This is a genomic window from Dyadobacter flavalbus (genome assembly GCF_006149045.1).
Lineage (GTDB): Bacteria > Bacteroidota > Bacteroidia > Cytophagales > Spirosomataceae > Dyadobacter > Dyadobacter flavalbus.
The window spans coordinates 43790-68385 of sequence record NZ_VBSN01000023.1 but is presented as its reverse complement, the minus strand read 5'-3'; the positions used below and the strand labels follow the sequence as shown (position 1 = coordinate 68385).

Here is a 24596-nt window from a genome sequence, read left to right as displayed (position 1 = left end):
TGCAATGGTAGATTGAATCAGTAGCAGCCTTAATTTATAAATGCCGGTCTTTTTTTAACTTCATTTATTTCTAAACCATCATAATGAATACAACTTTTGTCCAGGGAAACCGAAAGGTTTCTTTCCTTGCCTATTTGCTTGTTGCCTTTTCTGTGTTCTTTCAAAATACAGCTAATGCGCAGTCTTCCAGATCAAAAGACAAACAGCCGCTCGTTGTGTTTGTAACCGGGGATCATGAATACAGCGGTGAGGAAACCTTGCCGATCATCGCAGCCGAGCTGGAAAAAAATTACGGTATGAAAACCATCGTCCTGAAAGCATACCCGGATCATAACAGTGAGAAAAACATTCCGGGCCTTGAAGCGCTTGAAAAAGCCGATCTTGCCGTATTTTATCTTCGCTGGCGGCAATTGCCCAAGGATCAGCTTGCGCATATTGAGGCATACCTGAAAAAGGGAAAGCCCGTCATGGGGTTCCGTACTTCCACGCATGCCTTCAATTTTCCAAAAGGTGACGAAAGTGAAAAATGGAATGCATTCGGTGAATTTGCGCTGAATGCGCCTCCGGGCTGGGGCGGCGCTGCGGCTCATACGCATTACGGCCATAAAAGCAGTACGGACGTGACCGTTATTCCCGAGCAGGCCAAAAATCCGATTCTGACAGGCGTTACAACGCCGTTTCATGCCAAATCATGGCTTTACCGCGTTCTGCCGGATTACCCGACAAAAGGTTCGCAATGGCTGCTGATGGGAAAATCCGTTAATCCGGACAAGGAAGCCATCGATAATCCGGTTGCCTGGACGGGTACCAATTCATTTGGCGGTAAAGTATTTATGACAACGCTCGGCCATCCGGAAGATTTCCGGCTTGAACCTTTCCAGCGGCTGATTATCAACGCCGTTCACTGGGAACTCGGCATGAAGATCCCGAAGGAATGGAAAGGTAAAATGGACATTCAGGTTCCGTACAGAGAAGCAAAATAAACGATTGAAATAGTTCCTAAATCCAACTTAAAGGTTTGAAAACAAATGTCTAAACCCAAAAAAATCAGTATCCGTATATCGCTCGTGCTGTTTGCGCTGGCGGTTATTGCATTCAGTGCTTTCAAATTCGGGCGGTCTGAGCCGCTGACCGTTACCAAAGGTTCCCACATTGTTCTGCTCGGCAATAATCTGGGTTCGAGAATGATGAATTACGGCACTTTCGAGACCGAAATGCAGGTGAGATATCCGGACAATATGCTGTACATCCGGAACATGTGCGACGGCGGCGATACGCCCGGATTCAGGCCGCATGCCAGCCGAAATTCACCATGGGCATTTCCGGGTGCGGAAAAATTTCAGACGGAATATGCAAATCCTTCTCAGAGCGAAGGCCATTTTGATACGCCCGACCAATGGCTTACAAGGCTGAAAACAGATATCATCATTGCTTTTTTTGGCTATAACGAATCTTTTCAGGGAAAAGAAGGGCTGGAAAATTACAAGGCGGAGCTGGATGCTTTTATCAAGTACACATTAAGCCAGAAATACAACGGAAGCACCGCGCCGCAGCTTGCCATTGTTTCACCGATCGCATTTGAAGATTTATCCGGCCAGTTTGACCTTCCGAACGGCAAGAAGGAAAATGAAAACCTTTCCATGTATTCCAAGGCCATGAAGGAAATTGCCGACAAGAACAATGTGCTTTTTGTAGACGCATTTACGCCTTCCCAGAAATGGTACAACGATTCGAAAGAGCCGTTGACGATCGACGGTTCACAACTCAACGAAGCAGGTTATAAAAAACTCGGCGTACTGCTTACGGATATGATTTTCGGGAAAGTTGCGCCCAAAGCTGAGGCCAACCGGAAACTGGTTCACGATGCGGTCATGGAAAAGAACTGGATGTGGCATAATGATTTCAAAATCCCCAATGGCGTGCACGTTTACGGAAGGCGTTACAACCCGTTTGGCCCGGACAATTATCCTGCGGAGATTGAAAAAATCAGAGAAATGACCGATATCCGTGACAAAGCGATTTGGATGGCTGTAAAAGGCGAGAAAATGGACGTAGCCGCTGCGGATAAAAATACCAGGCCGCTGCCTCCGGTGAAAACCAATTTCAATCCTGAAAAGAACGGAAGCCTGGAATACCTTTACGGGCAGGACGCGCTGAAAAAGCTGAAAGTGCCGGAAGGTTATAAAATAGAAATGTTTGCTTCGGAAGAAGAATTTCCCGATCTGGCCAAACCGATGCAGATGTCTTTTGACAACAAAGGCCGTTTGTGGATTGCCACCATGCCCAGCTATCCGCATTACAAGCCGGGCGATACAAAGCCAAACGATAAAATCATTATTCTGGAAGATACAAACGGAGACGGAAAAGCGGACAAGCAAACGGTTTTTGCCGACGGTCTTCACTTGCCGCTGGGCTTTGAGATTGCTGCCGAAGGCGTATATGTTTCTCAGGGAACCAACCTCAAACTGTTTACGGATACAAACGGCGATGATAAAGCAGATAAAAGTGAAATCCTGCTGAGCGGCTTTGATGACCACGATACGCACCATAACAGCCATGCATTTACAGTGGACCCGTCAGGTGCCATTTATTCGGGGGAAGGCGTTTTCCTGCATACCAATGTAGAAACTTCCTATGGTCCGGTTCGTGCTACAAACGGCGGTTTTTACCGGTATGCGCCGCAGCGTAAGAAACTGGAACGTACTGCGCAGCTTTCGATTCCGAACCCGTGGGGAATTGCATTTGATGAATGGGGGCAGCCGTTTTTTGCGGAAACTTCCAGCCCGGATGTACGCTGGATGATGCCGGGAAGCGTTCTGCCGCGTTACGGTGAAGCCACGCACAAGTCCGTCCAGTTGATCGAAGAAGCGCACCGCGTACGCCCGACTTCGGGTCTGGAATTTGTTTCAAGCCGTCATTTTCCGGATGAAATACAAGGCGATTTCCTGATCAATAACACAATTGGTTTTCTTGGAACAAAAGAGCATACCCTGAAAGATGACGGAACCGGCTACAAAAGCAATCACCGCACGGATCTGGTTGTGAGCGAAGACAGGAACTTCCGTCCGGTCGATATGGAATTTGCACCCGACGGTTCGCTTTATCTGATCGACTGGCATAATATCCTCATCGGCCATATGCAGCACAATGCGCGTGATCCTTTGCGCGACCATTCGCACGGAAGGGTTTACAGAATTACTTATCCTTCGCGACCGCTGGTAAAACCCGCCAAAGTGGCCGGCGCAAGCATAGAAGAACTTTTGGATAACCTGAAATTGCCGGAATACCGTACGCGTTACAGAACCCGCCGCGAACTCAGAGGAAGAGACGCTGCACAAGTACTTTCCAAGCTGAATACATGGGTAGCAGGTCTGGATAAAAATGACCCGAAATACGAACATCATTTGCTGGAAGGCCTTTGGGTAAGCTGGGGAATGAACAAAGTAGATCAGAAATTGCTGAAACAGGTACTGAAAGCAAAAGATTATCATGCACGTGCTGCGGCTGTTCAGGTTGTACGCTACACCGGTCATCAGGTTCCGGATCAGGCTGAATTGCTGACGCAGGCCGTACGCGATGAAAACAGCCGGGTCAGGCTGGTCGCCATCGTAGCCGCATCCTGGATTGAAAAGGAAAAAGGACTGGCCGTGCTGGCGGAAGCCAGTAAAATGCCGCTGGACGACTGGACAATCCACGCCTATGAAACGGCTGTGGCGCACCTGAAAGGAGAAAACATGAAGAAAGAGAAAACGGTAGTTGCCAAATCGGGTCTGAAGGGCAAAGAGCTGGAACTTTACACCATGGGCCAGGAAATCTATTCCAAGGAAGGTTACTGCGCAACTTGTCACCAGCCGGATGGAAAAGGACTTGCAGCCTCCGGATTTCCACCGCTGGCGGCAACCAACTGGGTTATGGGCAGCGATGAACGCCTGATCAAACTGGCCCTGAAAGGTTTGCTCGGCCCGATTGAAGTAAACGGGAAAAAATATCCGGGACAAGTTCCGATGACGCCTTTCGGAGGCTTGCTCAAAGATGAGGAACTGGCTGCGGTACTTACTTATGTCAGAAATTCATTCGGGAACAAAGGCCCGGCCATATTGCCGGATAAAGTGACCAAAGTAAGGGCGGCAACAGAAAACAAGAAAGATTTTTACTCGCCCGATCAGTTGCTGAAAGAGCATCCGATGGAAAGCATGTAACATGCATTTTAGTTAGAAATTATACAAAAAATTAAAAGCCGGATAACGTGGACAAACCACCGTTCTCCGGCTTTTTTTTGCACTTAGGTAAATATCATGCAGCATGTCAACTGCCACTGGATGCAAGAAATCAGGACATTGTTTACATTAGCTATAATAATAATTTAGTTTTGCCTGAATTTCAATACTAACTATACCTTCCTGCTTTCTGAAAATGCTTCGTTATTTTGCCGGTTTTGTGATTTGCCTTGTTGTCTTTCTGAATCTTTTTTACAATTACTTCTTTTCAGTCAACTTTCCGTTTCAGGACGATTTCCTGCTGATTCAGTTTGTGGAAACAGTAACGCAGGGCGGACTTGGATTTACCGGTTTTGTAAAGGAGCTTTTCAGGACGTTCAATGATCACAAGGCAGTTATTCCCAGGCTTATAGCATTTGCCGAATACAAAATAGCCGGCCATCTCAACTTCCGGTTTTACATCGCGCTTGTCCTGCTGAATATTACTTACATTTTCTTTTTTGTATATCTTCAGTTCAGGAAAACAAAGCTTCCGCTCTATTATTTCATACCGGTTCCGTTCCTGTTTTTTCACCCGCTTTATCATGAAATTTCAGGCTGGGCGCTGAACGGCATGCAGCATTCCTATCTGACTGCATTCACGGTAACGGCCATCCTGCTAGCTTCAAAACGAACCGACAGGGCTCTTGCCGGCGCTTTGCTCTGCTGCTTTCTGGCAACATTCACGCATGGAAACGGCATTCTTTCATTTCCGGCAATTATATTCTGTTTTCTGTGTTTCAAAGATTTCAAGAAAGCGACGGTTACTGCCGTTGTCATGGTCATCAGTCTGGGTATTTATATGGCCGGTTATGAATCCGGGCAGGCGGTGAAACTGCCCACGAGCATAACTGTATTTTTTACTTCGCTGTTTGCATTTGTCGGTTCCGCGCTTGCCATGTGGACCAATCCGATTTTTATATCGACACTCTGGGGCGCGGTAATTACGGCTTTTATGGTGTTTCTGCTGATTAAAGCTTCCAGGATCTATTTCAATGCAGAAACTACTGTAAAGCCCGGCACCATTGAATTGCTGACATTGTTTGCCTTCATCTTCATTACAAGCACCGTTATTGCGCTTTTCCGCTCGTGGGCGGGCACTACAATCGCCAGCCGTTTCCAGATCTATGCTTCTTTGTCAACGGTTATATTCTATATTCTTATGCTGGATTATCTTCCGTTTTTCCGGAAGAAAGTGATGCTTTTTACAATGACCGCTCTGAGTATTTTTTATTGCTCCTATTCGTATTACATGTATACGGATATAGTCGCCGGCAAAAAGACGACTTATCTTGCAGACGTTTATAACTGGCAGTATAACCGCAATATGTTTTCGGTAGAAAAAACCATTGTCAGAAATGGTAATTTTTACCTGCTTCCGGCTTATGATAAAGGTTTCTTCAAACTGCCGGACCCTGTTGTCCGGAAAGCGCAACTGGACTCCATGTTTGCTGCCAATGAAAAACCGGGTACGGATTACGGCATTTTTCTGGAAGACTGGAAAGTGGAAAGACCTGTGCGTGACGGAAAGGAATACCTGAATTACCATTTTCTGAGAAGTAATTTGCAGCCGGAGCGGATGCGTTTTTCAGATAACCGTTTTCTGGTTTTAAAGGATAGCAGCAGCGGAAGGATTTATATGATGAATGCAAATCCGAAAAAAGAAGGCCGCAGGCAAATCGTCAGATCAGGAAATTATTTCAAGAGTGGTTTCCATGCATTGATCCGGGAAGATGATCTGGATAACGGAATATACAAGCTTGCGGTCCTGAATGTGCAGAATGCCGGAAAAATGGCTTTTTACAGACTTGACAAAGAACTTTCTGTAAAAAACGGAAGCCTAGTCCTGAAATAGGAATTTATTCTTTTCAGTGCCCGGCATTCAAATAGCCGGGCATTCTCCATATTGGTTATTTAATATTTTTATTCTGTGCCGGAAGCTGCAACAAATCCGGCCGAAAACCTGGATTCCTGCCGGAAAATGCGTATCTTTACAAGCTTAAAAAGCCTGAAAATGGTTCTTTTTATCCAAGTGTAAAACAAACTATATGTCAAACGAAACAGTAATTGAAGTAAATAGTTATTCAGCCGAAAATATACAGGTTCTTGAAGGGTTGGAGGCCGTCCGCAAGCGTCCGGCCATGTATATTGGTGATACCGGTTTTAAAGGCGTTCACCACTTGATATGGGAAGTAGTTGATAATTCCATTGATGAGGCGATGGCAGGATACTGCGACACCATCAATGTTACGATAGAAAAAGATAACTCTATTACTGTTCAGGACAACGGCCGCGGTATTCCCACCGGAATGCACCCGAAAGAAAAGAAATCAGCACTGGAAGTTGTACTGACCGTGCTGCATGCCGGCGGTAAATTCGATAAAGATACTTACAAGGTTTCAGGAGGTTTGCACGGCGTGGGGGTTTCCTGCGTAAATGCACTTTCCATACATCTTCGTGCCGAAGTGCACCGCGAAGGAAAAATATTCGAGCAGGAATTCAGCGAAGGAAAACCCTTGTACCCGACCCGCGTGATTGGTGAATCGGAGAAAACCGGAACCATGATCCACTTTCTGCCGGATGATACCATTTTTACCGTTACCGAGTTCAAGTACGAAACGGTGGCTACGCGGATGCGTGAGCTGGCTTACCTGAACAAAGGCATCCGGATTACGCTGGAAGACAAGCGGGAAGAGGATGAAGAAGGCAAGTTCCGCGGAGAAGAATTTCATTCGACAGTCGGCCTGAACGAGTTTGTTACTTACCTGGATGCTACCCGCCAGCCATTGATCCCGGAGCCGATCTACATGGAAAATGCCAAAGGCGTTATTCCGGTTGAAGTGGCAATGATGTACAATACTTCTTACAGTGAAAATGTGTTTTCATACGTGAACAACATCAACACCATTGAAGGAGGAACGCACGTTTCCGGTTTCCGGGCTGCATTGACAAGAACGCTGAAAAACTACGCCGAGAAATCCGGGATTCTTGCAAAAGAAAAAGTAGAGATCAGCGGAGACGATTTTCGTGAAGGTTTGACAGCCGTCATCTCCATTAAAGTAGCCGAGCCACAGTTTGAAGGACAAACCAAGACCAAACTCGGAAACTCCGAAGTAACAGGCGCTGTAAGCCAGGTCGTTGCGGAAATGCTGGATACTTACCTGAACGAACACCCGAAAGAAGCACGGATTATCATTGACAAGGTCATTCTGGCAGCAAAAGCACGTATCGCGGCTAAAAAAGCACGTGAAATGGTGCAGCGCAAAAACGTCCTGACCGGCACCGGATTGCCCGGCAAGCTGTCCGACTGCTCTGAAACGGATCCTGATATATGCGAATTGTACCTTGTGGAAGGGGATTCTGCGGGCGGAACTGCAAAACAGGGCCGTAACCGTGCATTTCAGGCGATACTGCCGCTGCGCGGTAAGATCCTGAACGTGGAAAAAGCGCAGGAATACCGTATCTACGAAAATGAAGAAATCAAGAACATGTTCACTGCCATGGGTGTGCAGATCGGAAAGGACGGTGACGAAAGGGCTTTGAATATTGACAAGCTGCGTTATCACAAAATTGTGATCATGACGGATGCCGATATTGACGGAAGCCACATCCGGACGCTGATTCTTACTTTCTTTTTCCGGTATATGAAAATACTTATTGACAACGGTTATATCTACATTGCACAGCCGCCGCTGTACCTTGTGAAAAAAGGCCGGGAGGAAAGATATTGCTGGACCGAAGCACAGCGGGAAACTGCGGTCAAAGAAATCGGCGGAGGCCGTGAAGATTCTGTAAACGTGCAGCGTTACAAAGGTCTGGGAGAAATGAATGCGGAACAATTATGGGAAACAACCATGAACCCCGAGCGCAGAAGTCTTAAACAGGTTACTGTGGAATCAGCTGCCGAGGCGGATCATTTATTTTCCATGCTCATGGGTGACGAAGTGGCGCCGAGGCGCGATTTTATCGAGAAAAATGCAAAATATGCGCGTGTTGATGTATAGCGGTCAGTTCCTGTAAATATGCGAAACGGATGGCTGTAAAAATCAGTCATCCGTTTCTTTTTTTCAGGGCATTGCAAGCAGAATCCGGATAAAAACAAAAACAATACACACGCGTATACGTTAAATTTCAGGTGCCATTAATTACAGAAACGTTAATTGAATCAAGATATGTTCGGCTCAGATTCCATATACAATAATGAAAAAGGCAACAAACTGACTAATTTGTTCTCTTTTCTCAAAAGTCCCAGGACGCAGGCTCCGCTGGAAGAAGTCAAAGCGGTCAATTCTTCTACGGAAAAAGCCAATACGCTCGTTCAGCAAAGTGATTTAATCAGTCGTGACCTGAGCTGGCTTAAATTCAATGACCGTGTTCTGGATCAGGCGACCAACGAAGAACGCAACCTTTTTGACAGACTTAAATTCCTCGCCATTACGGCTTCCAATCTGGATGAATTTTTTACGATCCGCGTCGGAAGTTTATACAATTACCTTGATTTCGGAAAGGAACGGCTCGATTACTCGGGCTTGCGCGAAATCCCTTTCAGGAAAGTATTGATGCGCGAACTGCATGATTATGTACACAGGCAAAACGAGTGCTACAAAAATCAGTTACTGCCGTTGTTTGCACAGCATGGGTTCCGGATCATCGGTCTGGATGAAACCGAACCGGACGAAGAAGCAGCTGTCGAAGAATATTTTGAGCGCACCATTTACCCGATGCTCACGCCCATGCTGTTTGATTATACGCATGCATTTCCTATTCTGCTGGCAAAAGTGCTTGTGCTGGGCGTCATGACGCAGGTCAAAGGTACGACTTCCGAGGAAGACCGGAAACTTTCGTTTGTGCAGCTTCCGCCCAATCTTCCGAGGTTTTATGTAATTGAACGCGAAGATGAACTGTTGCTGATTCCGGTCGAAACCATTGTGCGGGCATATATCGACAAGCTTTACCGCAATGTGGATATTGTGTCCACCAACCTTTTCCGGATCATCCGAAACGGGGATTTTACGCTGGAAGAAAGCGATGACATTGAAGCGGATTTTATTGATGAAATCAAGCAGAAGATCAAAAGCCGTCGTCTGGGCCGCGTTGTGCAGGTTTCCATTGAGCCGGATATGAACCCGGATTTGCTGAATCTGATTAAAAAACGCTGGGAAATCGATGATTACAATGTTTTTCCGATTGACGGTCTCATTGATTATACGGCATTATGGAGCATAATCAAACATCCGGAGTTCAAAGACCAGATTCCGACAACGCATCCGCCGGTTCCGCCGCTGGGGCTGGAACGCGAACGCATTCCGGACATTTTTGAGGCCATGCGGGAAAGGGATATTCTGCTGCATCATCCTTACAACAATTTCGAGCCGGTTCTTCAGTTGCTGGAACAAGCTGCCGAAGACCCCAAAGTGCTGTCTATCAAACTGACTATTTACAGGCTGGCCAAAAATTCAAGGGTAACGGAAGCTTTGCTGCATGCTGCGGAAAACGGCAAGCACGTTGCAGTACTCTTTGAAGTAAAAGCCCGGTTTGATGAAGAAAACAATATACGCGAGGCACAGCGCCTTCAGAAAGCGGGCTGCTTTGTCATTTACGGAATCGGTTTGCTGAAAACCCATACCAAACTTTTGCTTATCGTCCGGAATGAGGGAAACCGTGTGCTGCGCTATGCGCATTTATCCAGCGGTAATTACAATGAAGACACATCAAGGCTTTATACCGACACCGGGCTGCTTACTTCCAATGAGGAATACACGCATGATATTTCGGAGTTTTTCAACGTTATAACCGGCCATTCCATTCCTTCCGAATACCAGAACCTGATTACGGCACCGCGCTACATGCGCCACAAGCTGATTGAGCTGATCCAGAAAGAAGCGGAAAATGCAGCGGCCGGCCTGAAAAGCGGGATTTGCATTAAAATCAATTCGCTGGAAGACCGGGATACAATTCTGGAACTTTACAAAGCATCGTCGGCAGGCGTTCCTGTCAAACTCATTGTGAGAGGTATGTGCTGCCTGCGCCCGCAAAGGGTTGGCCTGAGTGAAAATATTACGGTGCGTTCGCTTGTCGGCGATTTTCTGGAACATTCGCGGATATTCTATTTTCATCAGAACGGAAATCCGCTGGTTTACGGCGGAAGCGCGGATGCCATGGTCAGAAGCTTTGACAGACGCATTGAATCCTTGTTCAAGCTGGTCGATCCGCGCGTGAGGCAGGAAGCCATTCATATTCTCTATTACAGCCTGAAAGACAATGTCAATGCGTATGAAATGCAGGAAGACGGCACTTACAAGAAATGTGAAATAGAAGAAGGCAGCGAACCGCTGAACGTGCACAAGGCATTTTACTATGTAACGCTGGAAGAAGTAATGGCCACCAAGTTATTTGAAGATGAAACCGTCGCCGGAGCGGATTCGGCCGTAACGGAATTGGCCGAACCCGCCGATCGGGAAACCGAAACACACAGCGATCAGAATGCTTGATTACTCTTTGTAAAATACCCGTTTGACACGATCTCCTATGCCTGTCAGAATTTCATAGGGGATCGTGCTGATGCGTTTTGCCAGTTCAGTAATCGGTACTTCTTTTCCGAAAACAATCACTTCATCGCCTTCATCCACGCTGGCGTTCGTTACGTCGATCATTGTCATATCCATACAAATGTTTCCGACAGTCGGGCATAAAGTCCCGTTTACACAAATCTGTCCGATTCCATTGCCTAAACCGCGGTCATAACCGTCGGCGTATCCAATGGCCAGCGTTGCAATGGCAGAATCATGTTTCAGTTCTCCTTTACGGCTGTAACCAACCGTTTCTCCCGCAGAAAGGTATTTGATCTGCGATACAATCGTTTTCAGCGTCCCGACCGGCAAAAGCGCATGCTGTTCCTGTCCGGTTGCCTCCACGCCGTAAAGCCCGATCCCAAGCCGCACCATGTCCAGTTTGTAATCCGGAAAGCGCACAATGCCCGCAGAATTAAGGATATGCTTGATGGTTTTATAACCCAGTGCTGCCTCGATCCGCAGCGCACCTTCCATAAAAAGTTCAAACTGCTTTCTTGAAAATTCGTTGTGAACGCCTTCATCCGCGCCGACCAGATGTGAAAATACCGAAGCAACTTTGATAGCCGGGTTCTGTTGCAGCTGTTTGGTCAGCCATTCATAATCGTCTTTGACAAATCCCAGCCGGTGCATGCCCGTGTCCAGTTTCAGGTGAACAGCAGGAATTTCTGCCTGTGCGCTGTTTTTGTTGACGTAAGCAATCCAGTCTGCGAGTATGCGCCGGCTGTAAATTTCAGGTTCCAGTTTGTATTGCAAAAGCAGATCGAAAGCGGGCAATGTAGCATTCATGACCATAACCGGCAGCGTGATGCCGTTCTGCCGCAATGAAACACCTTCGTCCGCATAAGCGACGCCCAGATAATCCACGCGGTGATACTGAAGCAAGGCAGCCACTTCCGAGCTTCCGCTTCCGTAAGCAAATGCTTTCACCATCGCCATCACCTTGGTTTCCTGACCGATTTTGGACTTGTAATAATTCAGGTTATGCGATAGCGAATCCAGGTTGATTTCCAGGACGGTTCCATGCGCTTTTTGCTGTAAGCGGTGGACAATTCTTTCAAATGAAAAAGGCCGGGCACCTTTCACAAGCACCATGCTGTCTGAAAGGGTATCAAACGGGAAATCGTGCAGGAATGAATCCGTATCTTTAAAAAAGTTCTTTTGAGGGACATCAAAAAGTGCGGACTGACTGCCTATTTCCTTGCCGATGCCGATCAGGTGACTGACCGATTTTTCTTTTAACAGCTTCGCAACCGTTCCGTAAAGCTCGCCCGGTGTTTGCCCGGTTTGCAGCACATCCGAAAGAATAACCGTTTTCTTCTGCCGCTGTTCCTGTTGTGAAAGAAAGTTGAGCGCCATCAGAAGCCCCTGAATATCATTGTTATATGTGTCGTCTATCAAATAACTGTGGTTAATTCCTTCTTTCAGTTCAAGCCGCATGGAAACGGGCTTGAGAAGCTGGATTCTTTCCTGAATAACCGGTGCCGAAATGCCGAAATCAAGCATAAAAACGATGCAGTGCGTCAGGTTTTCCAGCGAGGCATCATCTCTGAACGCGGTTTCAAACCGCAGTTCGCCAAATAGTCCTGAAAGAGAAACGGATGTTCCTGAATTTTCCGGCTTGAATACCACGCTGATGTCTGCGCCTGAATTCGGTTTTCCCCAGTTAACGGTTTGCAGGAATGAATTGACAGGACGCAGAATCAGACTGATTTCTTCATCAATGGCCGTGTAATCCTTACGATAAATGAGTTTTCGGACTTTGGTAAAAAGGCGGAGTTTTTCGGTAATTTTCTGCTTCCGGCTTTTGAAACCGTCATCATGCGCGGAACCGATATTGGTAAAAATCCCGACTGTCGGAAGCATAACCGGCTGAAGATATTCCATTTCGTGCACCTGGGAAATGCCGGCTTCAAAGATGGCCAGTTCATGTTCATTCCCCATATTCCACACAGACAATGGAACGCCGATCTGCGAGTTATAGCTTTTCGGGCTTGAAACGATTCTTTTACCCGGCGACATCAGCTGCACAAGCCATTCCTTTACAATCGTTTTGCCGTTGCTGCCGGCAATTCCCACGACCGGAATATGGAAATTCCTTCTTTTATCCGCCACCAGCTTTTGCAAGGCGCGTATGCTCGACGGCACAACCCAAATTTTGGCGTCATGCCATTTGTCGGCTTCTTTCCGGAGCGATTCCGTAAATGCATTTTCTTCCACGACAAATTCCCGCACGCCGCTTTCGTACAAGTAGGGGAGAAACTGATGGCCGTCGTGCCGGTTTCCTTTGATCGCAAAAAAGATGCTTTGTTCCGGAAAAGAAATCTGGCGGCTGTCTGTAAGAATGTAAGCAGCACTTGTTGTAATCGTCTGGGCGTTGTGTCCGATACTATTCATTCCAATGATTTTTCACTGCAAAGGTATCAAACCCCGGAATTCATCACAGTTTTGCCGCCAGAAATAACGCAAATGAGTACGACTCAATCCGAACAAACGGACTTAAAACCACTTTTTAGACCTGAAATAGAAAATAAGCGCAACGGTTACAACCGCCATCAAACCCCAGACATAAAAGTAACCGTAACGCATTTTCAGCTCGGGCATATACTCGAAATTCATTCCGTAAACACCCACAATAAACGTAAGCGGCATGAATACGGCCGAGAAAATCGTCAGTGTTTTCATGACCGAGTTCATCTTGTTGCTTATCGTGGACAAATGAACGTCCGCAAGGCTGGCCACCAGCTCGCGATAGGAATCAATCGTATCCAGAACCTGCATCGTATGATCGTATAAATCTCTGTAATAAGGGATTACATCTTTGCTAATCTGCGGGTTGTCTTCTCTCATCAGCTGGCTGATCATATCGCGCAATGGCCATATCTGTCTTCTGACCGTCGTCAGTTCACGTTTGAGCGAATACAGATCGGTCAGAGACATATTTTCGGTACCGCGAATGACCTGATCCTCGGCCTGATCCAGACTATCGCCGAGTTTTTCAAGCACAATAAAATAATTGTCCACGATAATATCCATCAGGGCAAACAGCAGATAATCAGGGCCGTTGCGACGTGTTTTCCCGACGGACGCTTCCAGCCTTTTCAGTACGGGCGTGAAAATATCGCTGGTGAGTTCTTCCTGAAAGGAAATCAGATAATTGTCTGTCAGCACAAAGCTCACGTGCTCCGAAGAAATGCAGATCGGCGATTCTGTTTCCACATGCAGCATTTTCAGCGTCAGGAACAAATGGCCTGTATCATAAATTTCCAGCTTGGGCTTATGCTCCGTGTTCACAACGTCTTCCAGCAGAAGCGGATGCAGCTTGTACAGTTTTCCCAGTTTTTCAATCAGGGAAATTTCATGAATGCCGTCCACGTCCAACCAGTTCACCTGTTTTTCCTGGCCATTTGCCGGCAGGCATTCCTGTAGTGATTTCACGGGCTGGTCACTGAACTTCTTTTCGTTATACTGTATTTTCCTTATTTTGGTTTTTAAGGCAACTTCCGGGCCGATGTATGTAAGCGTGCCGGGAGAAGTAAGCAGATTGTGCTTTCTGTAACGTTTGCGTTTATGGACCGCCTGCTTTTCGATTTCCTCTTTTACCTGACTGCCTTCTTCTGGATTATTCACCGGTATGCTTACTTAAGATGGAAAACAAGTAACGGAACATGCGTGTCAACGATCAGCTTTCTTGTAACGCTTGGATTGATCAGATATTCTTCCAGAAAAGAACGTTCCCTTGCGGACATGATCAGCAGATCGGCACCGACCTCGTCGCAGTATTCCTCAATGCCGTCCAGCACATTTCTTGAACTTCTGACCACGATATCATTATCAGTAATGCCGAATTCTGCCTTTATTTCATCAATATACTGGTTATCGGGCTGAATATTCGGCTGGCTGTCCGAATCGATTTTCAGCAGTGTAAGGCTGCCGCCCAGATGATTCAGCAATACAAATACTTCTTTCAGGATGTCGTTTTCACTGTATTCAAACTGCGTGGCATATACGACCTTGCTGAACTTACTCGGACTGGTCTGAGGCGGAATAATCAGGACCGGGCAAGTGGAATGCAATGCAATGTGCGTGGCCGAGCTTCCGACAAGCTTATCCAGAAAACCGCCCGTTCCGGTTCTTCCGATCACGGCCATATCGGGCTGATATTCCTTGATTGCATTTTCAACAGACGACTGCACACTCCCGATTTCCCAGATCGCACGCGCTTTATAGCCTTCCGCAGTCAGATTGGCGGCATAATCTTCCAGTTTTTTGCGGAATTCATTTTCCAGTTCATCCGTAAGCGTAAGAAAGTCTGCGCCGCCTACGCCGGGAAGGACATTGCCGGGCGTTACACTTACATCGGCGATGTAAGGTTCATAGGCATGCATGATCAGGAGTTCGGTGCTTCCTTTTTCCGCTATAATTCTGGCCGCAGCAAGGGCACGCTCGGCATTCTCAGAAAAGTCGATCGGAATAAGTATTTTGTTCATTTTTGTTCCGTGATTTGAATTGGCAAATGTACTTTTCGAACATATCAAATTTACAGACTCAAACCAAAGATTCGCGTCATGTTTTCTGACAAACATGCAGCAAAGTAGCAAATCCGCGTACAAATTCCGGTTCTGAAAGCTGGAAAGAATGCGTAATCGTATGGACAGGTTCTGAAAAAAGGATTGTTTTGCGGACTTAAAATTTCAGTATTTTTATCCGTCAAACTAAAAACTGAATTTGTTTCAAACCAAAATTTATTTTATAAATAAGCATTTGTTTAATACAATCATAAAATCCGATTGTTCAAAACCTACAATTTATTTCGATAATCAGTTAAATAGCATTAAACTTCATAGTTGGTCTTAAACTGATTTTTTATAAGTTTACCATCACAAACGATTTCCCTATTTTAATTTCCCATATGAAGCGCAAGATTACCCTTATTAATATTGCACTGATTACCATTGCAGCAATAGCAACCGTATTAAGTGCTTACAACATCGTTCCCATATCCGCAAACGTTCTGATCATCCTGCGCTGGCTTGCCTTGGCCGGGCTGATCTATTACGCTATTCTCAAAAAAAACCTGACGACTTCCATTCTGATTTCCATGCTCGTGGGAACGGAAATCGGCTACGATTTTCCGGCTCTGGGAACCGGACTGCATTTTCTGAGACAGATCTTTCTGCAGATGATCAAAACGGTGATTGCGCCGCTGCTTTTTGCCACACTTGTAACCGGGATTGCAGGTCACTCGGATCTGAAGCAGGTCGGCAGAATGGGCTGGAAATCGCTTTTGTACTTTGAAGTCGTTACTACTTTTGCATTGCTGATCGGTTTGCTGTTTGCCAACTGGTTCAAGCCCGGTGAAGGCATTATTCCGCCTGCAACGCTGAATGCCACGTTGCCGAAGGTTAATGAGCAGACCTGGCAGGATATTGTAACGCATTCGTTTCCGGAAAACATCGCCAAATCCATTTACCACGGAGAAGTTCTGCAGATTGTTGTTTTCAGCGTACTTTTCGGAATCAGTCTTGCCTTGCTGCCGACGGTTAAAAAGGAAAAATTCGTACACGGCGTGGAGCTTTTGGCGGAAGTCATGTTTAAGCTGACCAAAATCATCATGCTTTTTGCGCCGATCGGCGTTGGCGCGGCCATTGCGGAAACAGTCGGGCATATGGGCATTGATGTACTGAAAAACCTTGCACTGCTGCTGGCGACGCTTTACTGCGCGCTGATTGTTTTTATACTGATCGTTTTTGTGCCCGTTGCGTTAATTGCAAAAATTCCGGTTCTGAAATTTGCCAAAGCCATTGTGGAGCCGGTTTCCATCGCATTTTCCACGACAAGTTCCGAGGCGGCTCTGCCAAAGGCCATGGAGAAAATGGAGAAATTCGGCGTTCCGCGTCAGATTGTTTCTTTTGTAATGCCGACAGGTTACAGCTTCAATCTGGACGGATCCACGCTTTATCTGGCACTCGCAACCGTTTTCGTAGCGCAGGCAACCGGAACGGAAATGTCACTCGGACAGCAGTTTACAATGGTTCTTCTGCTGATGCTTACGAGTAAAGGCGTTGCCGGAATCCCGCGGGCTACGCTGGTTATTCTTTTAGGCGCGATTGCAAATTTCGGTATGCCCGAATGGCCGGTTTTGCTCATTATGGGTATTGATGAACTGATGGATATGGCGCGTACTTCCGTCAATGTTACCGGAAACTGCCTTGCTACGGCGGTTATTGCACGCTGGGAAGGTGAACTGGACGATCAGAAAATGCACAGTTCCGATCTTTTGCTGGACGAGCCGGTTGTAACAGAAACAGAAGCGTAAATTCAGGTAAATTATTTTATGTTCACCGTATACGGAATTCCCAACTGCAACACGGTCAAAAAGGCGAGAACCTGGCTGGATGCGCATCAGATTACCTACACTTTTCACGATTACAAAAAGAAAGGAATTACGCCCGAAAAGCTGAAAAGCTGGTTCGGCGATTATTCGTGGGAAAAATTGGTCAATAAATCCGGAACGACGTGGAAAGCGCTTTCGGATGAAGAAAAAAGTTCGGTAAAAGACGAAGACTCGGCTGTGCAGCTGATGATTTCCAAAACGTCCGTCATCAAAAGGCCGCTTGTGGAAGATGCAGGCGGCAAGCCCGTGGCGCTCGGGTTTTCAGAAAAGGAATTTGAAGAAGCATTTCTTTAAGAGTGTCATTCAGGTTTTAGAAAAATCAGCGTTTTACGGCTTTGTCGTCACAATGACTACTTTGGAATGGTCAGCAAGCGTTGTTGCAAAAAGGTAAAAATCGCCACCTTCTTTCAGTTTCCATTTTTTTCGGAGATCTTCGGTTTTACCCGGAAAATTCCGGATCGTCAGATTGGCTTTGTCGCCTTGTATGTATCCGGAAATTTCCCGCATATCCGGCCTGCAGACGGCAACGATTTTAAATGACCTTCCGGGAAAATCAGGAATGTAGTTTTCAGAAGTATATAACTGGCTGTTGACGGCCAGTTTGCTCGTATCAAATGTTTCGCACAAAGTCCTGAATGCGCCTGCTTTCAGAACGGCCGGATGCGGTTCATACAAATAACCGAGCGGATTGGAATACGAAACAAGGGCTTTACGTTCCGATTCACGGTCAAAATCAAGCGAATGAACGACTTCTCCGGCTGCATTGATAATGCGTGTTTTAATGACAAAATTTTCAGTTATATAATCTTTTTTCAGGACAAAAAGCAGCTCCTTGCATTCCTGTTCATAGCCAATGACGTGCACTTCTGCAAGATTGGTCAGTTCTTTCGATGCCAGATCAATATCCAGCAAAGGCGAAGTTTTTAAAAGTATATTGGGCGCATTTTCAAATAAGGCGGAAAGATTGGCGGTAATGTCCGGCGTGCAGTCGGAAAGCAGTACTACTTTTTCTCGGTTTGTGTTCCGCCTTGCAGGATCGGCAAAAATCCAGTCCGAAGGCATTGTTTCCTTTGCAAGCGTCAATAGTGAATCGGCGTTATGTACGGTTATATTTCCGGAACCAAGTTCTTTAAAATTGTATTTCGCCGTTTTTGCAACTTCTTCCTGCTGCTCGAAATAAATTGCCTGCTCAAATTTTCTGCTCATGTAAAAACAGTCAACGCCCATGCCGCCGGTGATATCCATAAGCCGGTTTCCAGAAACCAGACTGGCCTTGTAACGCGCCGTTGCTTCCGAAGAACATTGCTCGACAGAAAGCGCCGGCGGAAAAATCAGCTTTTCATTTGCAGACCATTCGGGCAGTTTTTTAACGGCTTTTTGTCTGGATAAAATCTGTGAAGCAAGTTTCTTTATATCCAGGTCTTTAAACTGCCCGGCACGCAAAATCAGCTGACCCGGATTTTCCTTAAGATGCGTCTGAATGAAACGGATTTCTGTTTCGGAAAATCCGGTTTCCTGCCGGTCTGTTTTGTTGTCCTGCTCATTCATGAAAAAACATAGCTGCGTTTTGCAAATCCGAAAGTACATCTTTTTGCATGCGGGTCACAAAAAACGGTTCAGGAAAAATCCAACATGAAGATTAACAGCATGATGCCGGATCGTGCAAATACACTTCGGGCGCACGCGGAATGCAAGGCATTTACGAAGCGCAACATTCTGTAATGCATTAAGTAGGACTAACCAGATGAAAATTATAAATTGTCAGCCATTATCCTTTATCCCTAAGTTTAACCTTTATTTATCATGAGAATCAAGACCTTTGAAGCGTATCAGATTGCCTACAGACAAAGTGTAGAAGATCCCGAAGGTTTTTGGGCGGAAGTAGCCCAACAATTCCAGTGGCGCAAGCCCTGGAAAAAAGTATTAAGCTGGAATTTCAATGAGGCAAATGTAAAGTGGTTTGAAGGCGGCGTATTGAATATCACTGAAAATGCACTCGACAGGCATTTGGCACAAATAGGCAATCAGCCTGCCATTATTTGGGAACCCAATGATCCGGAAGACAAGGCGGTTTCCATTTCCTACAATGTGCTGCACGACCGCGTTTGCCGGTTTGCCAATGTGCTCAAAAAACATGGCGTTAAAAAAGGCGACCGGGTTTGTATATATCTTCCGATGGTTCCCGAGCTGACCGTTGCCGTGCTGGCCTGCGCAAGGATCGGGGCCATTCACTCGGTTGTGTTCGGTGGTTTTTCTGCCAAATCCATTGCGGACCGGATCAATGATGCGGAATGCACAATGGTGATTACTTCGGACGGCGCATATCGTGGTTCCAAGGTAATTCCGATGAAAGAAACCGTTGATGCCGCGCTGGATCAATGCCGCTCGGTAAAACATGTCATTGTCATGACCCGTACCCGCACGCCGGTTTCGATGCTGAAAGGCCGCGATCTCTGGTGGGAAGAAGAAGTGAAGCATGTGGATTCGGTATGTGCGGCCGAGCCGATGGACGCAGAAGATCCTTTATTTATTTTATATACTTCGGGCTCGACCGGAAAGCCGAAAGGCGTTGTGCATACCTGCGGCGGTTACATGGTTTATGCGGCTTATACTTTTGCCAACGTATTTCAGTATGAACCGGAAGAGGTTTATTTCTGTACGGCGGATATCGGCTGGATTACAGGCCACAGTTACATCGTGTACGGCCCGCTTTGCACCGGCGCTACCTCGCTTATTTTTGAAGGCGTCCCGACTTACCCGGATGCCAGCCGTTTGTGGCAGATCGTTGAAAAACATCAGGTGAATATCCTTTATACTGCGCCTACGGCCATTCGTTCGCTGATGAGTTTCGGGCTGGATTATGTAAAAGGCCATGATCTTTCCTCGCTGAAAAAACTGGGTTCGGTAGGAGAGCCGATTAACGAAGAAGCCTGGCACTGGTTTAAAACCAACATTGGTTCAGACAACTGTCCGCTTGCCGATACGTGGTGGCAGACGGAAACCGGCGGCATCATGATTTCTCCGCTTGCCGGCATTACCCCTGAAAAACCCACTTTTGCCACGTTGCCTTTGCCCGGCATTCAGCCCGTTATTGTGGATGAAAACGGCAAGGAAATCGAAGGAAATGGCGTTAGCGGCAATCTTTGCATGAAATTTCCGTGGCCGGGCATTATCCGGACTACTTACGGCGATCACGAACGCTGCAAGCAAACCTATTTCTCTACGTATCCGGGCATGTATTTTACCGGCGACGGCTGCCTGCGTGATGAAGACGGTTACTACCGCATTACAGGCCGTGTAGACGATGTATTGAATGTTTCAGGTCACCGGATCGGAACGGCGGAAGTAGAAAACGCGATCAACATGCACCTTGGCGTAGTAGAATCGGCTGTTGTCGGTTATGCGCATGATATTAAAGGACAGGGCATTTATGCGTATGTCATTGCGGAAAGCGAACCGGAAGATGCCGAAATGTTCAGAAAAGACATTGCCGCAACGGTCTCCCGGATTATCGGACCTATTGCAAAACCGGATAAAGTCCAGTTTGTAACGGGTTTGCCGAAAACACGTTCCGGAAAGATCATGCGCCGGATTCTAAGGAAAATATCTGAAGGCGATATGGGCAATCTGGGCGATATTTCTACTTTGCTCGATCCGGCCGTTGTGGAAGATATCAAAAAAGGCGCTTTATAGGAAATCCGGCCCGGGTTTTTGAATAAACAGCCTTGAAACAGAAAACCGCTTTACACTTGCGTGCAAAGCGGTTTTCTGTTTTGTTATAATATATTTAAAAAAAACTGAAATCCTGAATTTTTTCAAAAACCGATCATGCTTTTGCAGAAACATTCTTGTCGGCAGCGCAGCCGCATCCTTTGGCACAGCCGCCGCTGTTTCTGCTGTCAAATGCTTTCCACAGGCGCCAGCCCATGTAACCGGCAGCTGCAAGAAAAAGAATGAGAATAATAATCTGTTGCGTTATCATATTCCTGCAAACAACCGCTTAATGCCAATTGTTCCTGACTGCCAGCTGAAAAGCATGCTGATAATGATGCTCGCTATGCCATGCATAATTGGCAATAACCTCGTCCATCCTGAAAACACGCCCTGTCGCCGGATGCGTATAAGTTCTGGCCAGCTCCGCTTCCTGCATGGAATTCAGGAGTAAAACCCATCTTAAATGAACGTAGCGCATAAGCTGAAGAGACAACTCCACCTGCGCTGCTTTTCCATCCGGCAATTCGGCCCATGCCGCTTCATCGTACGGTTTGACCACCGGATTGTCTTCCGTCAGCGCCAGTCTGCATCTGGTGTAGGCATTGATATGGCTGTCAGCAACATGATGGATTAATTGCCGGATCGTCCAGCCGCCGGGACGATAAGGCGTATTGTATTTTTCATCATCCCAGCCCCCTAGCAAATTGATAAAACGGGAAGGCAAAGCACTGATGATCTGAATATTGGATTTAATTTCGGCCGGCGTATAACTGTCCTGAAATCTGAATTGTCCGATTGGATAACGAAGCTGTTCGAGGTCCATTTATATTATAAATAAGTGAAAACTTAAAAGAACGATCAGTTAAAATTTTCGCGGATCACATCCACAAGTTCCTGATGCGGAGCGCGGGAAGCTGCAACAATGTCACCGCCAAACAGATAATTGTCGCTTCCTTTAAAATCGGTCACTTTTCCGCCCGCTTCCTTGATCAGTAAAACGCCCGCGGCCATATCCCAGGAATTCAGGTTGTATTCGTAGAAACCATCAAAACGGCCGGCTGCAACATAAGCAAGGTCTACGGCTGCTGCACCCATGCGGCGGATACCGTGCGTTTTCTGCATGAGCAGTTCCAGAATGTACATATAGCGTTTCTGCTTGTCGAACCGGGCATAAGGAAAGCCGGTTGCGATCAGGCTTTCCTGCAGGAGCGGAACGTTGCTTACGCTGATTTTTTTTCCGTTGCACCATGCACCGCCGCCCTGCCATGCGTAAAACATTTCGTCCAGACTGGGTTCATGGATCACGCCCACAAGCAGCTCTTTTCCTTTGGCAAGCCCTACGCTGACGCAGTAAACCGGGATTCCGTGAATGAAATTGGTGGTGCCGTCCAGCGGATCGATGATCCAGTTCAGTGCCGACGGGTCCGGTTCCTGACCTGTGGTTCCTTCTTCTGTGATGTAACTTGCTTCCGGCAGCAACTGGCTGAGCCCTGCAACAAGCAGTTTTTCAGCTTCCTTGTCAACGTAAGAAACCAGATTGTTCAGATCTTTATATTCAATTTTATCGCGTGAAAACTGTGCAGCTTCCCGCTGAATAAAGGAAGAAGCCTGTCTTACGATTTCAATAGTTTGTTGTGTCAGCTTTTCCAGATCCATTGTCTTGTTATCCATTAGGGATTTTAGAAAGTGTATTATTCATATAATAAACCCTGATGATGAGCATCAGCAGAATGGGGATCAGTACAAGGTTATGCTTCATCAGATTGCCCGTAGCGCAAAGTAAAAGAAATCCGTAGAATATCAATAAATACTGGAACCAGGACGGTTTTCTATTTTCTGAAATAAAGAAAATAAGCGGCATCCATAAAGGAAATGCCCACAGAATGTCATAATTGTAAGCAGTAACGCCGTGGTTGGTCCCGAACCATAACAGTAAAATCAGCCAGCCTGTCAATCCGGCAATGGAAAACAGGATTTTGTCCAAAGTAAAATTGACTTTCTGTCTTCTGATCTGCCAGTACGTAAAGGCAAGCACAAAAATGGCCAGGCTCCAGAATACAACCATTGGCGTAAAACGGTGGTTGCGGCTCATCGGATTGGCCCTGTTCAGTTCTTTTGTGGAAGCCACAAGCGGCAGAATTCCGCACGGTGTAATCATGCGTGCCTTTGAAAAGGCCTTGCTGAGGTTATCCGGCAAGAAAGTAGCCTGTTCCGGATCGGCAATTTCATCTGACGGCGTTCCGATGGCAAGGTCCATCCCGAAATCCGCCCACGGATTCTGCAGGTATGCATAACGGTCGATCCATTGCCGGAAACTCAGTTTTTCCTGTTTGTACCCTTCATATTCCAGGCTGTCGCCGCACGCCGCTTTCAAGGCAACGGCCAGCCTTGTAGCGCAGTTGTCGTAAAAGAATTTATACTGATATTCCCTGTTCTGAGGCAGGTGATTGGTTTCCAGAAAATTGTAAAGCTTCTGTTTCTGGCTGGTCGAAAGGTTCAGGACCTGTTCTTTGATGGAGCGGTTTTCAGCACGCCAGTATGCGGATTGCGGCGCAAGCGGCGCAACCGAAATCGTATAAGGCAAAGTGCCACGCAGGAATTTGACGTAGAAATTCCCTGTTTCAAAGCTGAACGAGCCGTAACTGTAAGCATTGTCAAGTTTCAGGACCGGATCATAAATCCAGATCACGCTGTGGCCGAAACCGGAGTACAGTTCCCGTCCCGGCCCGACTGTAATCAGGCTCACTTTTGCTTCCTGGCTCAAAGTGCCAAATTGGCCAAAAGCAAGCGGATGCTGGATCAGCGAAATGGCAATAAACAGAATAAGGTTTCTGATGACCTGGTATTTTTTTAAAAATGCGTTTTTATCAGATAAAATGCGTTCCGGGTATCGGTTCATATCAGTCATTCAGGATATTTAATCCTCGTATTTTTCAGATTTCTTTTTTTCCTCTGCTTTTCCAGCCAGCACGATCACAATTTCACCTTTCACCGTTTTTCCGGAAAAATAAGCAATTACTTCCTCTAAAGTGCCACGCACATTTTCTTCATAAATCTTTGTCAGTTCCCTGGAAACGCTTACTTGCCTTTCTTTTCCGAAATATTCGGCAAACTGCTGCAGCGCCTTTACAAGTCTGTGCGGCGATTCGTAAAAAATCATCGTTCTTTCTTCCTGTACAAGGTTCTGGAGACGTGTCTGCCGGCCTTTCTTGTGCGGCAGAAAACCTTCGAAAGTGAAGCGGTCGGAGGGAAGTCCGGAATTGACAAGTGCGGGAACAAAGGCCGTGGGGCCGGGAAGGCATTCAACGGTTACGCCCTGTTTTATACACTCGCGCACCAGCAGAAAACCGGGGTCGGAAACGGCAGGCGTGCCTGCGTCGGAAATGAGCGCCATGGTTTCACCTTTCAGGATACGCTCCGTTACGCGCATAACGGTCTGGTGCTCATTATGAATGTGATAGCTGTGCATCGGTTTGGAAATGCCGAGATGTTTCAGCAAAGTGCCGGATGTACGGGTATCTTCTGCCAGTACAACATCAACACTTTTCAGAACATGGACAGCGCGAAGCGTAATATCTTCAAGATTGCCGATCGGTGTGGGAACAATGTAAAGTTTCATCTATATTCTGACCGGCATATATTGATCCGTCAGCCGCGCGG

General features: G+C 46.6%; 17 protein-coding genes. 8 read left to right on the top strand and 9 right to left on the bottom strand.

What is annotated here, in order from left to right; translation table 11 throughout:
* Window positions 1–83 precede the first annotated feature (83 nt).
* The 5 genes from FEM33_RS03955 to ppk1 all read left to right on the top strand — a co-directional run bounded on the left by FEM33_RS03955 (window position 84) and on the right by ppk1 (window position 10747).
* Window positions 84–983, top strand: a complete 900-nt coding sequence (locus FEM33_RS03955) for a ThuA domain-containing protein (RefSeq protein ID WP_201747693.1) — start codon at window positions 84–86, stop codon at window positions 981–983.
* A 45-nt stretch (window positions 984–1028) separates the two neighbouring features.
* On the top strand, window positions 1029–4199 hold the full coding sequence (locus tag FEM33_RS03950) for a PVC-type heme-binding CxxCH protein (protein ID WP_139010804.1): 3171 nt from the start codon (window positions 1029–1031) through the stop codon (window positions 4197–4199).
* 214 nt (window positions 4200–4413) lie between these two features.
* Entirely contained in the window at window positions 4414–6111 is a 1698-nt protein-coding gene (locus tag FEM33_RS03945) for a hypothetical protein (RefSeq protein WP_139010803.1), read from the top strand.
* A gap of 193 nt (window positions 6112–6304) precedes the next feature.
* Complete coding sequence (gene gyrB / locus FEM33_RS03940; RefSeq protein ID WP_139010802.1) at window positions 6305–8260, top strand: DNA topoisomerase (ATP-hydrolyzing) subunit B; 1956 nt, start codon at window positions 6305–6307, stop codon at window positions 8258–8260.
* 168 nt (window positions 8261–8428) lie between these two features.
* Entirely contained in the window at window positions 8429–10747 is a 2319-nt protein-coding gene (ppk1, locus tag FEM33_RS03935; protein ID WP_139010801.1) for a polyphosphate kinase 1, read from the top strand.
* On the opposite strand, the gene FEM33_RS03930 is transcribed toward ppk1, so the two are convergent.
* The 3 genes from FEM33_RS03930 to FEM33_RS03920 all read right to left on the bottom strand — a co-directional run bounded on the left by FEM33_RS03930 (window position 10748) and on the right by FEM33_RS03920 (window position 15315).
* On the bottom strand, window positions 10748–13222 hold the full coding sequence (locus FEM33_RS03930; protein ID WP_139010800.1) for a bifunctional UDP-N-acetylmuramoyl-tripeptide:D-alanyl-D-alanine ligase/alanine racemase: 2475 nt from the start codon (window positions 13220–13222) through the stop codon (window positions 10748–10750). It lies immediately after the preceding gene.
* A gap of 102 nt (window positions 13223–13324) precedes the next feature.
* Window positions 13325–14455 carry a magnesium/cobalt transporter CorA gene (corA, locus tag FEM33_RS03925; protein ID WP_229214079.1) on the bottom strand — a complete coding sequence of 377 codons (1131 nt, stop codon included), beginning with the start codon at window positions 14453–14455 and terminating at the stop codon, window positions 13325–13327.
* 8 nt (window positions 14456–14463) lie between these two features.
* Window positions 14464–15315, bottom strand: coding sequence for a universal stress protein (locus tag FEM33_RS03920; RefSeq protein ID WP_139010799.1), 852 nt, complete (start codon window positions 15313–15315; stop codon window positions 14464–14466).
* A 422-nt stretch (window positions 15316–15737) separates the two neighbouring features.
* Here FEM33_RS03920 and FEM33_RS03915 point away from each other — a divergent pair, with 422 nt between their 5' ends.
* On the top strand, window positions 15738–17144 hold the full coding sequence (locus tag FEM33_RS03915) for a dicarboxylate/amino acid:cation symporter (protein ID WP_139010798.1): 1407 nt from the start codon (window positions 15738–15740) through the stop codon (window positions 17142–17144).
* Window positions 17145–17162: 18 nt separating this feature from the next.
* Window positions 17163–17516 carry an ArsC family reductase gene (locus FEM33_RS03910; RefSeq protein WP_139010797.1) on the top strand — a complete coding sequence of 118 codons (354 nt, stop codon included), beginning with the start codon at window positions 17163–17165 and terminating at the stop codon, window positions 17514–17516.
* A gap of 33 nt (window positions 17517–17549) precedes the next feature.
* Here FEM33_RS03910 and FEM33_RS03905 read toward each other — a convergent pair whose 3' ends face one another.
* On the bottom strand, window positions 17550–18770 hold the full coding sequence (locus FEM33_RS03905) for a THUMP-like domain-containing protein (RefSeq protein WP_139010796.1): 1221 nt from the start codon (window positions 18768–18770) through the stop codon (window positions 17550–17552).
* 255 nt (window positions 18771–19025) lie between these two features.
* Here FEM33_RS03905 and acs point away from each other — a divergent pair, with 255 nt between their 5' ends.
* Complete coding sequence (gene acs, locus FEM33_RS03900; RefSeq protein ID WP_139010795.1) at window positions 19026–20915, top strand: acetate--CoA ligase; 1890 nt, start codon at window positions 19026–19028, stop codon at window positions 20913–20915.
* A gap of 133 nt (window positions 20916–21048) precedes the next feature.
* Here the strand turns inward: acs and FEM33_RS03895 are convergent, their stop codons facing one another.
* The 5 genes from FEM33_RS03895 to rsmI are packed head-to-tail and all read right to left on the bottom strand — an operon-like array spanning window position 21049 to window position 24555.
* A complete protein-coding gene (locus tag FEM33_RS03895) occupies window positions 21049–21204 on the bottom strand; it encodes a FeoB-associated Cys-rich membrane protein (RefSeq protein ID WP_139010794.1) in 156 nt (51 codons plus the stop codon).
* 18 nt (window positions 21205–21222) lie between these two features.
* Window positions 21223–21759, bottom strand: coding sequence for a YfiT family bacillithiol transferase (locus tag FEM33_RS03890; protein WP_139010793.1), 537 nt, complete (start codon window positions 21757–21759; stop codon window positions 21223–21225).
* A gap of 35 nt (window positions 21760–21794) precedes the next feature.
* Window positions 21795–22592 (bottom strand): inositol monophosphatase family protein, encoded by a 798-nt coding sequence (locus tag FEM33_RS03885; RefSeq protein WP_139010829.1) that lies wholly within the window; start codon window positions 22590–22592, stop codon window positions 21795–21797.
* 7 nt (window positions 22593–22599) lie between these two features.
* Window positions 22600–23835, bottom strand: coding sequence for a lipoprotein N-acyltransferase Lnb domain-containing protein (locus tag FEM33_RS03880; RefSeq protein ID WP_139010792.1), 1236 nt, complete (start codon window positions 23833–23835; stop codon window positions 22600–22602).
* Window positions 23836–23853: 18 nt separating this feature from the next.
* Window positions 23854–24555 carry a 16S rRNA (cytidine(1402)-2'-O)-methyltransferase gene (rsmI, locus tag FEM33_RS03875; RefSeq protein ID WP_139010791.1) on the bottom strand — a complete coding sequence of 234 codons (702 nt, stop codon included), beginning with the start codon at window positions 24553–24555 and terminating at the stop codon, window positions 23854–23856.
* Between the last annotated feature and the right edge of the window lie 41 nt (window positions 24556–24596).

Coding starts and splice junctions, on each gene's coding strand:
- FEM33_RS03930 (WP_139010800.1), bottom strand. CDS start 13,222: ATGAATAGTATCGGACACAACGCCCAGACGATTACAACAAGTGCTGCT.
- FEM33_RS03880 (WP_139010792.1), bottom strand. CDS start 23,835: ATGAACCGATACCCGGAACGCATTTTATCTGATAAAAACGCATTTTTA.
- FEM33_RS03950 (WP_139010804.1), top strand. CDS start 1,029: ATGTCTAAACCCAAAAAAATCAGTATCCGTATATCGCTCGTGCTGTTT.
- FEM33_RS03910 (WP_139010797.1), top strand. CDS start 17,163: ATGTTCACCGTATACGGAATTCCCAACTGCAACACGGTCAAAAAGGCG.
- acs (WP_139010795.1), top strand. CDS start 19,026: ATGAGAATCAAGACCTTTGAAGCGTATCAGATTGCCTACAGACAAAGT.
- FEM33_RS03885 (WP_139010829.1), bottom strand. CDS start 22,592: ATGGATCTGGAAAAGCTGACACAACAAACTATTGAAATCGTAAGACAG.
- FEM33_RS03945 (WP_139010803.1), top strand. CDS start 4,414: ATGCTTCGTTATTTTGCCGGTTTTGTGATTTGCCTTGTTGTCTTTCTG.
- FEM33_RS03955 (WP_201747693.1), top strand. CDS start 84: ATGAATACAACTTTTGTCCAGGGAAACCGAAAGGTTTCTTTCCTTGCC.
- gyrB (WP_139010802.1), top strand. CDS start 6,305: ATGTCAAACGAAACAGTAATTGAAGTAAATAGTTATTCAGCCGAAAAT.
- FEM33_RS03895 (WP_139010794.1), bottom strand. CDS start 21,204: ATGATAACGCAACAGATTATTATTCTCATTCTTTTTCTTGCAGCTGCC.
- rsmI (WP_139010791.1), bottom strand. CDS start 24,555: ATGAAACTTTACATTGTTCCCACACCGATCGGCAATCTTGAAGATATT.
- FEM33_RS03905 (WP_139010796.1), bottom strand. CDS start 18,770: ATGAATGAGCAGGACAACAAAACAGACCGGCAGGAAACCGGATTTTCC.
- FEM33_RS03920 (WP_139010799.1), bottom strand. CDS start 15,315: ATGAACAAAATACTTATTCCGATCGACTTTTCTGAGAATGCCGAGCGT.
- FEM33_RS03890 (WP_139010793.1), bottom strand. CDS start 21,759: ATGGACCTCGAACAGCTTCGTTATCCAATCGGACAATTCAGATTTCAG.
- ppk1 (WP_139010801.1), top strand. CDS start 8,429: ATGTTCGGCTCAGATTCCATATACAATAATGAAAAAGGCAACAAACTG.
- FEM33_RS03915 (WP_139010798.1), top strand. CDS start 15,738: ATGAAGCGCAAGATTACCCTTATTAATATTGCACTGATTACCATTGCA.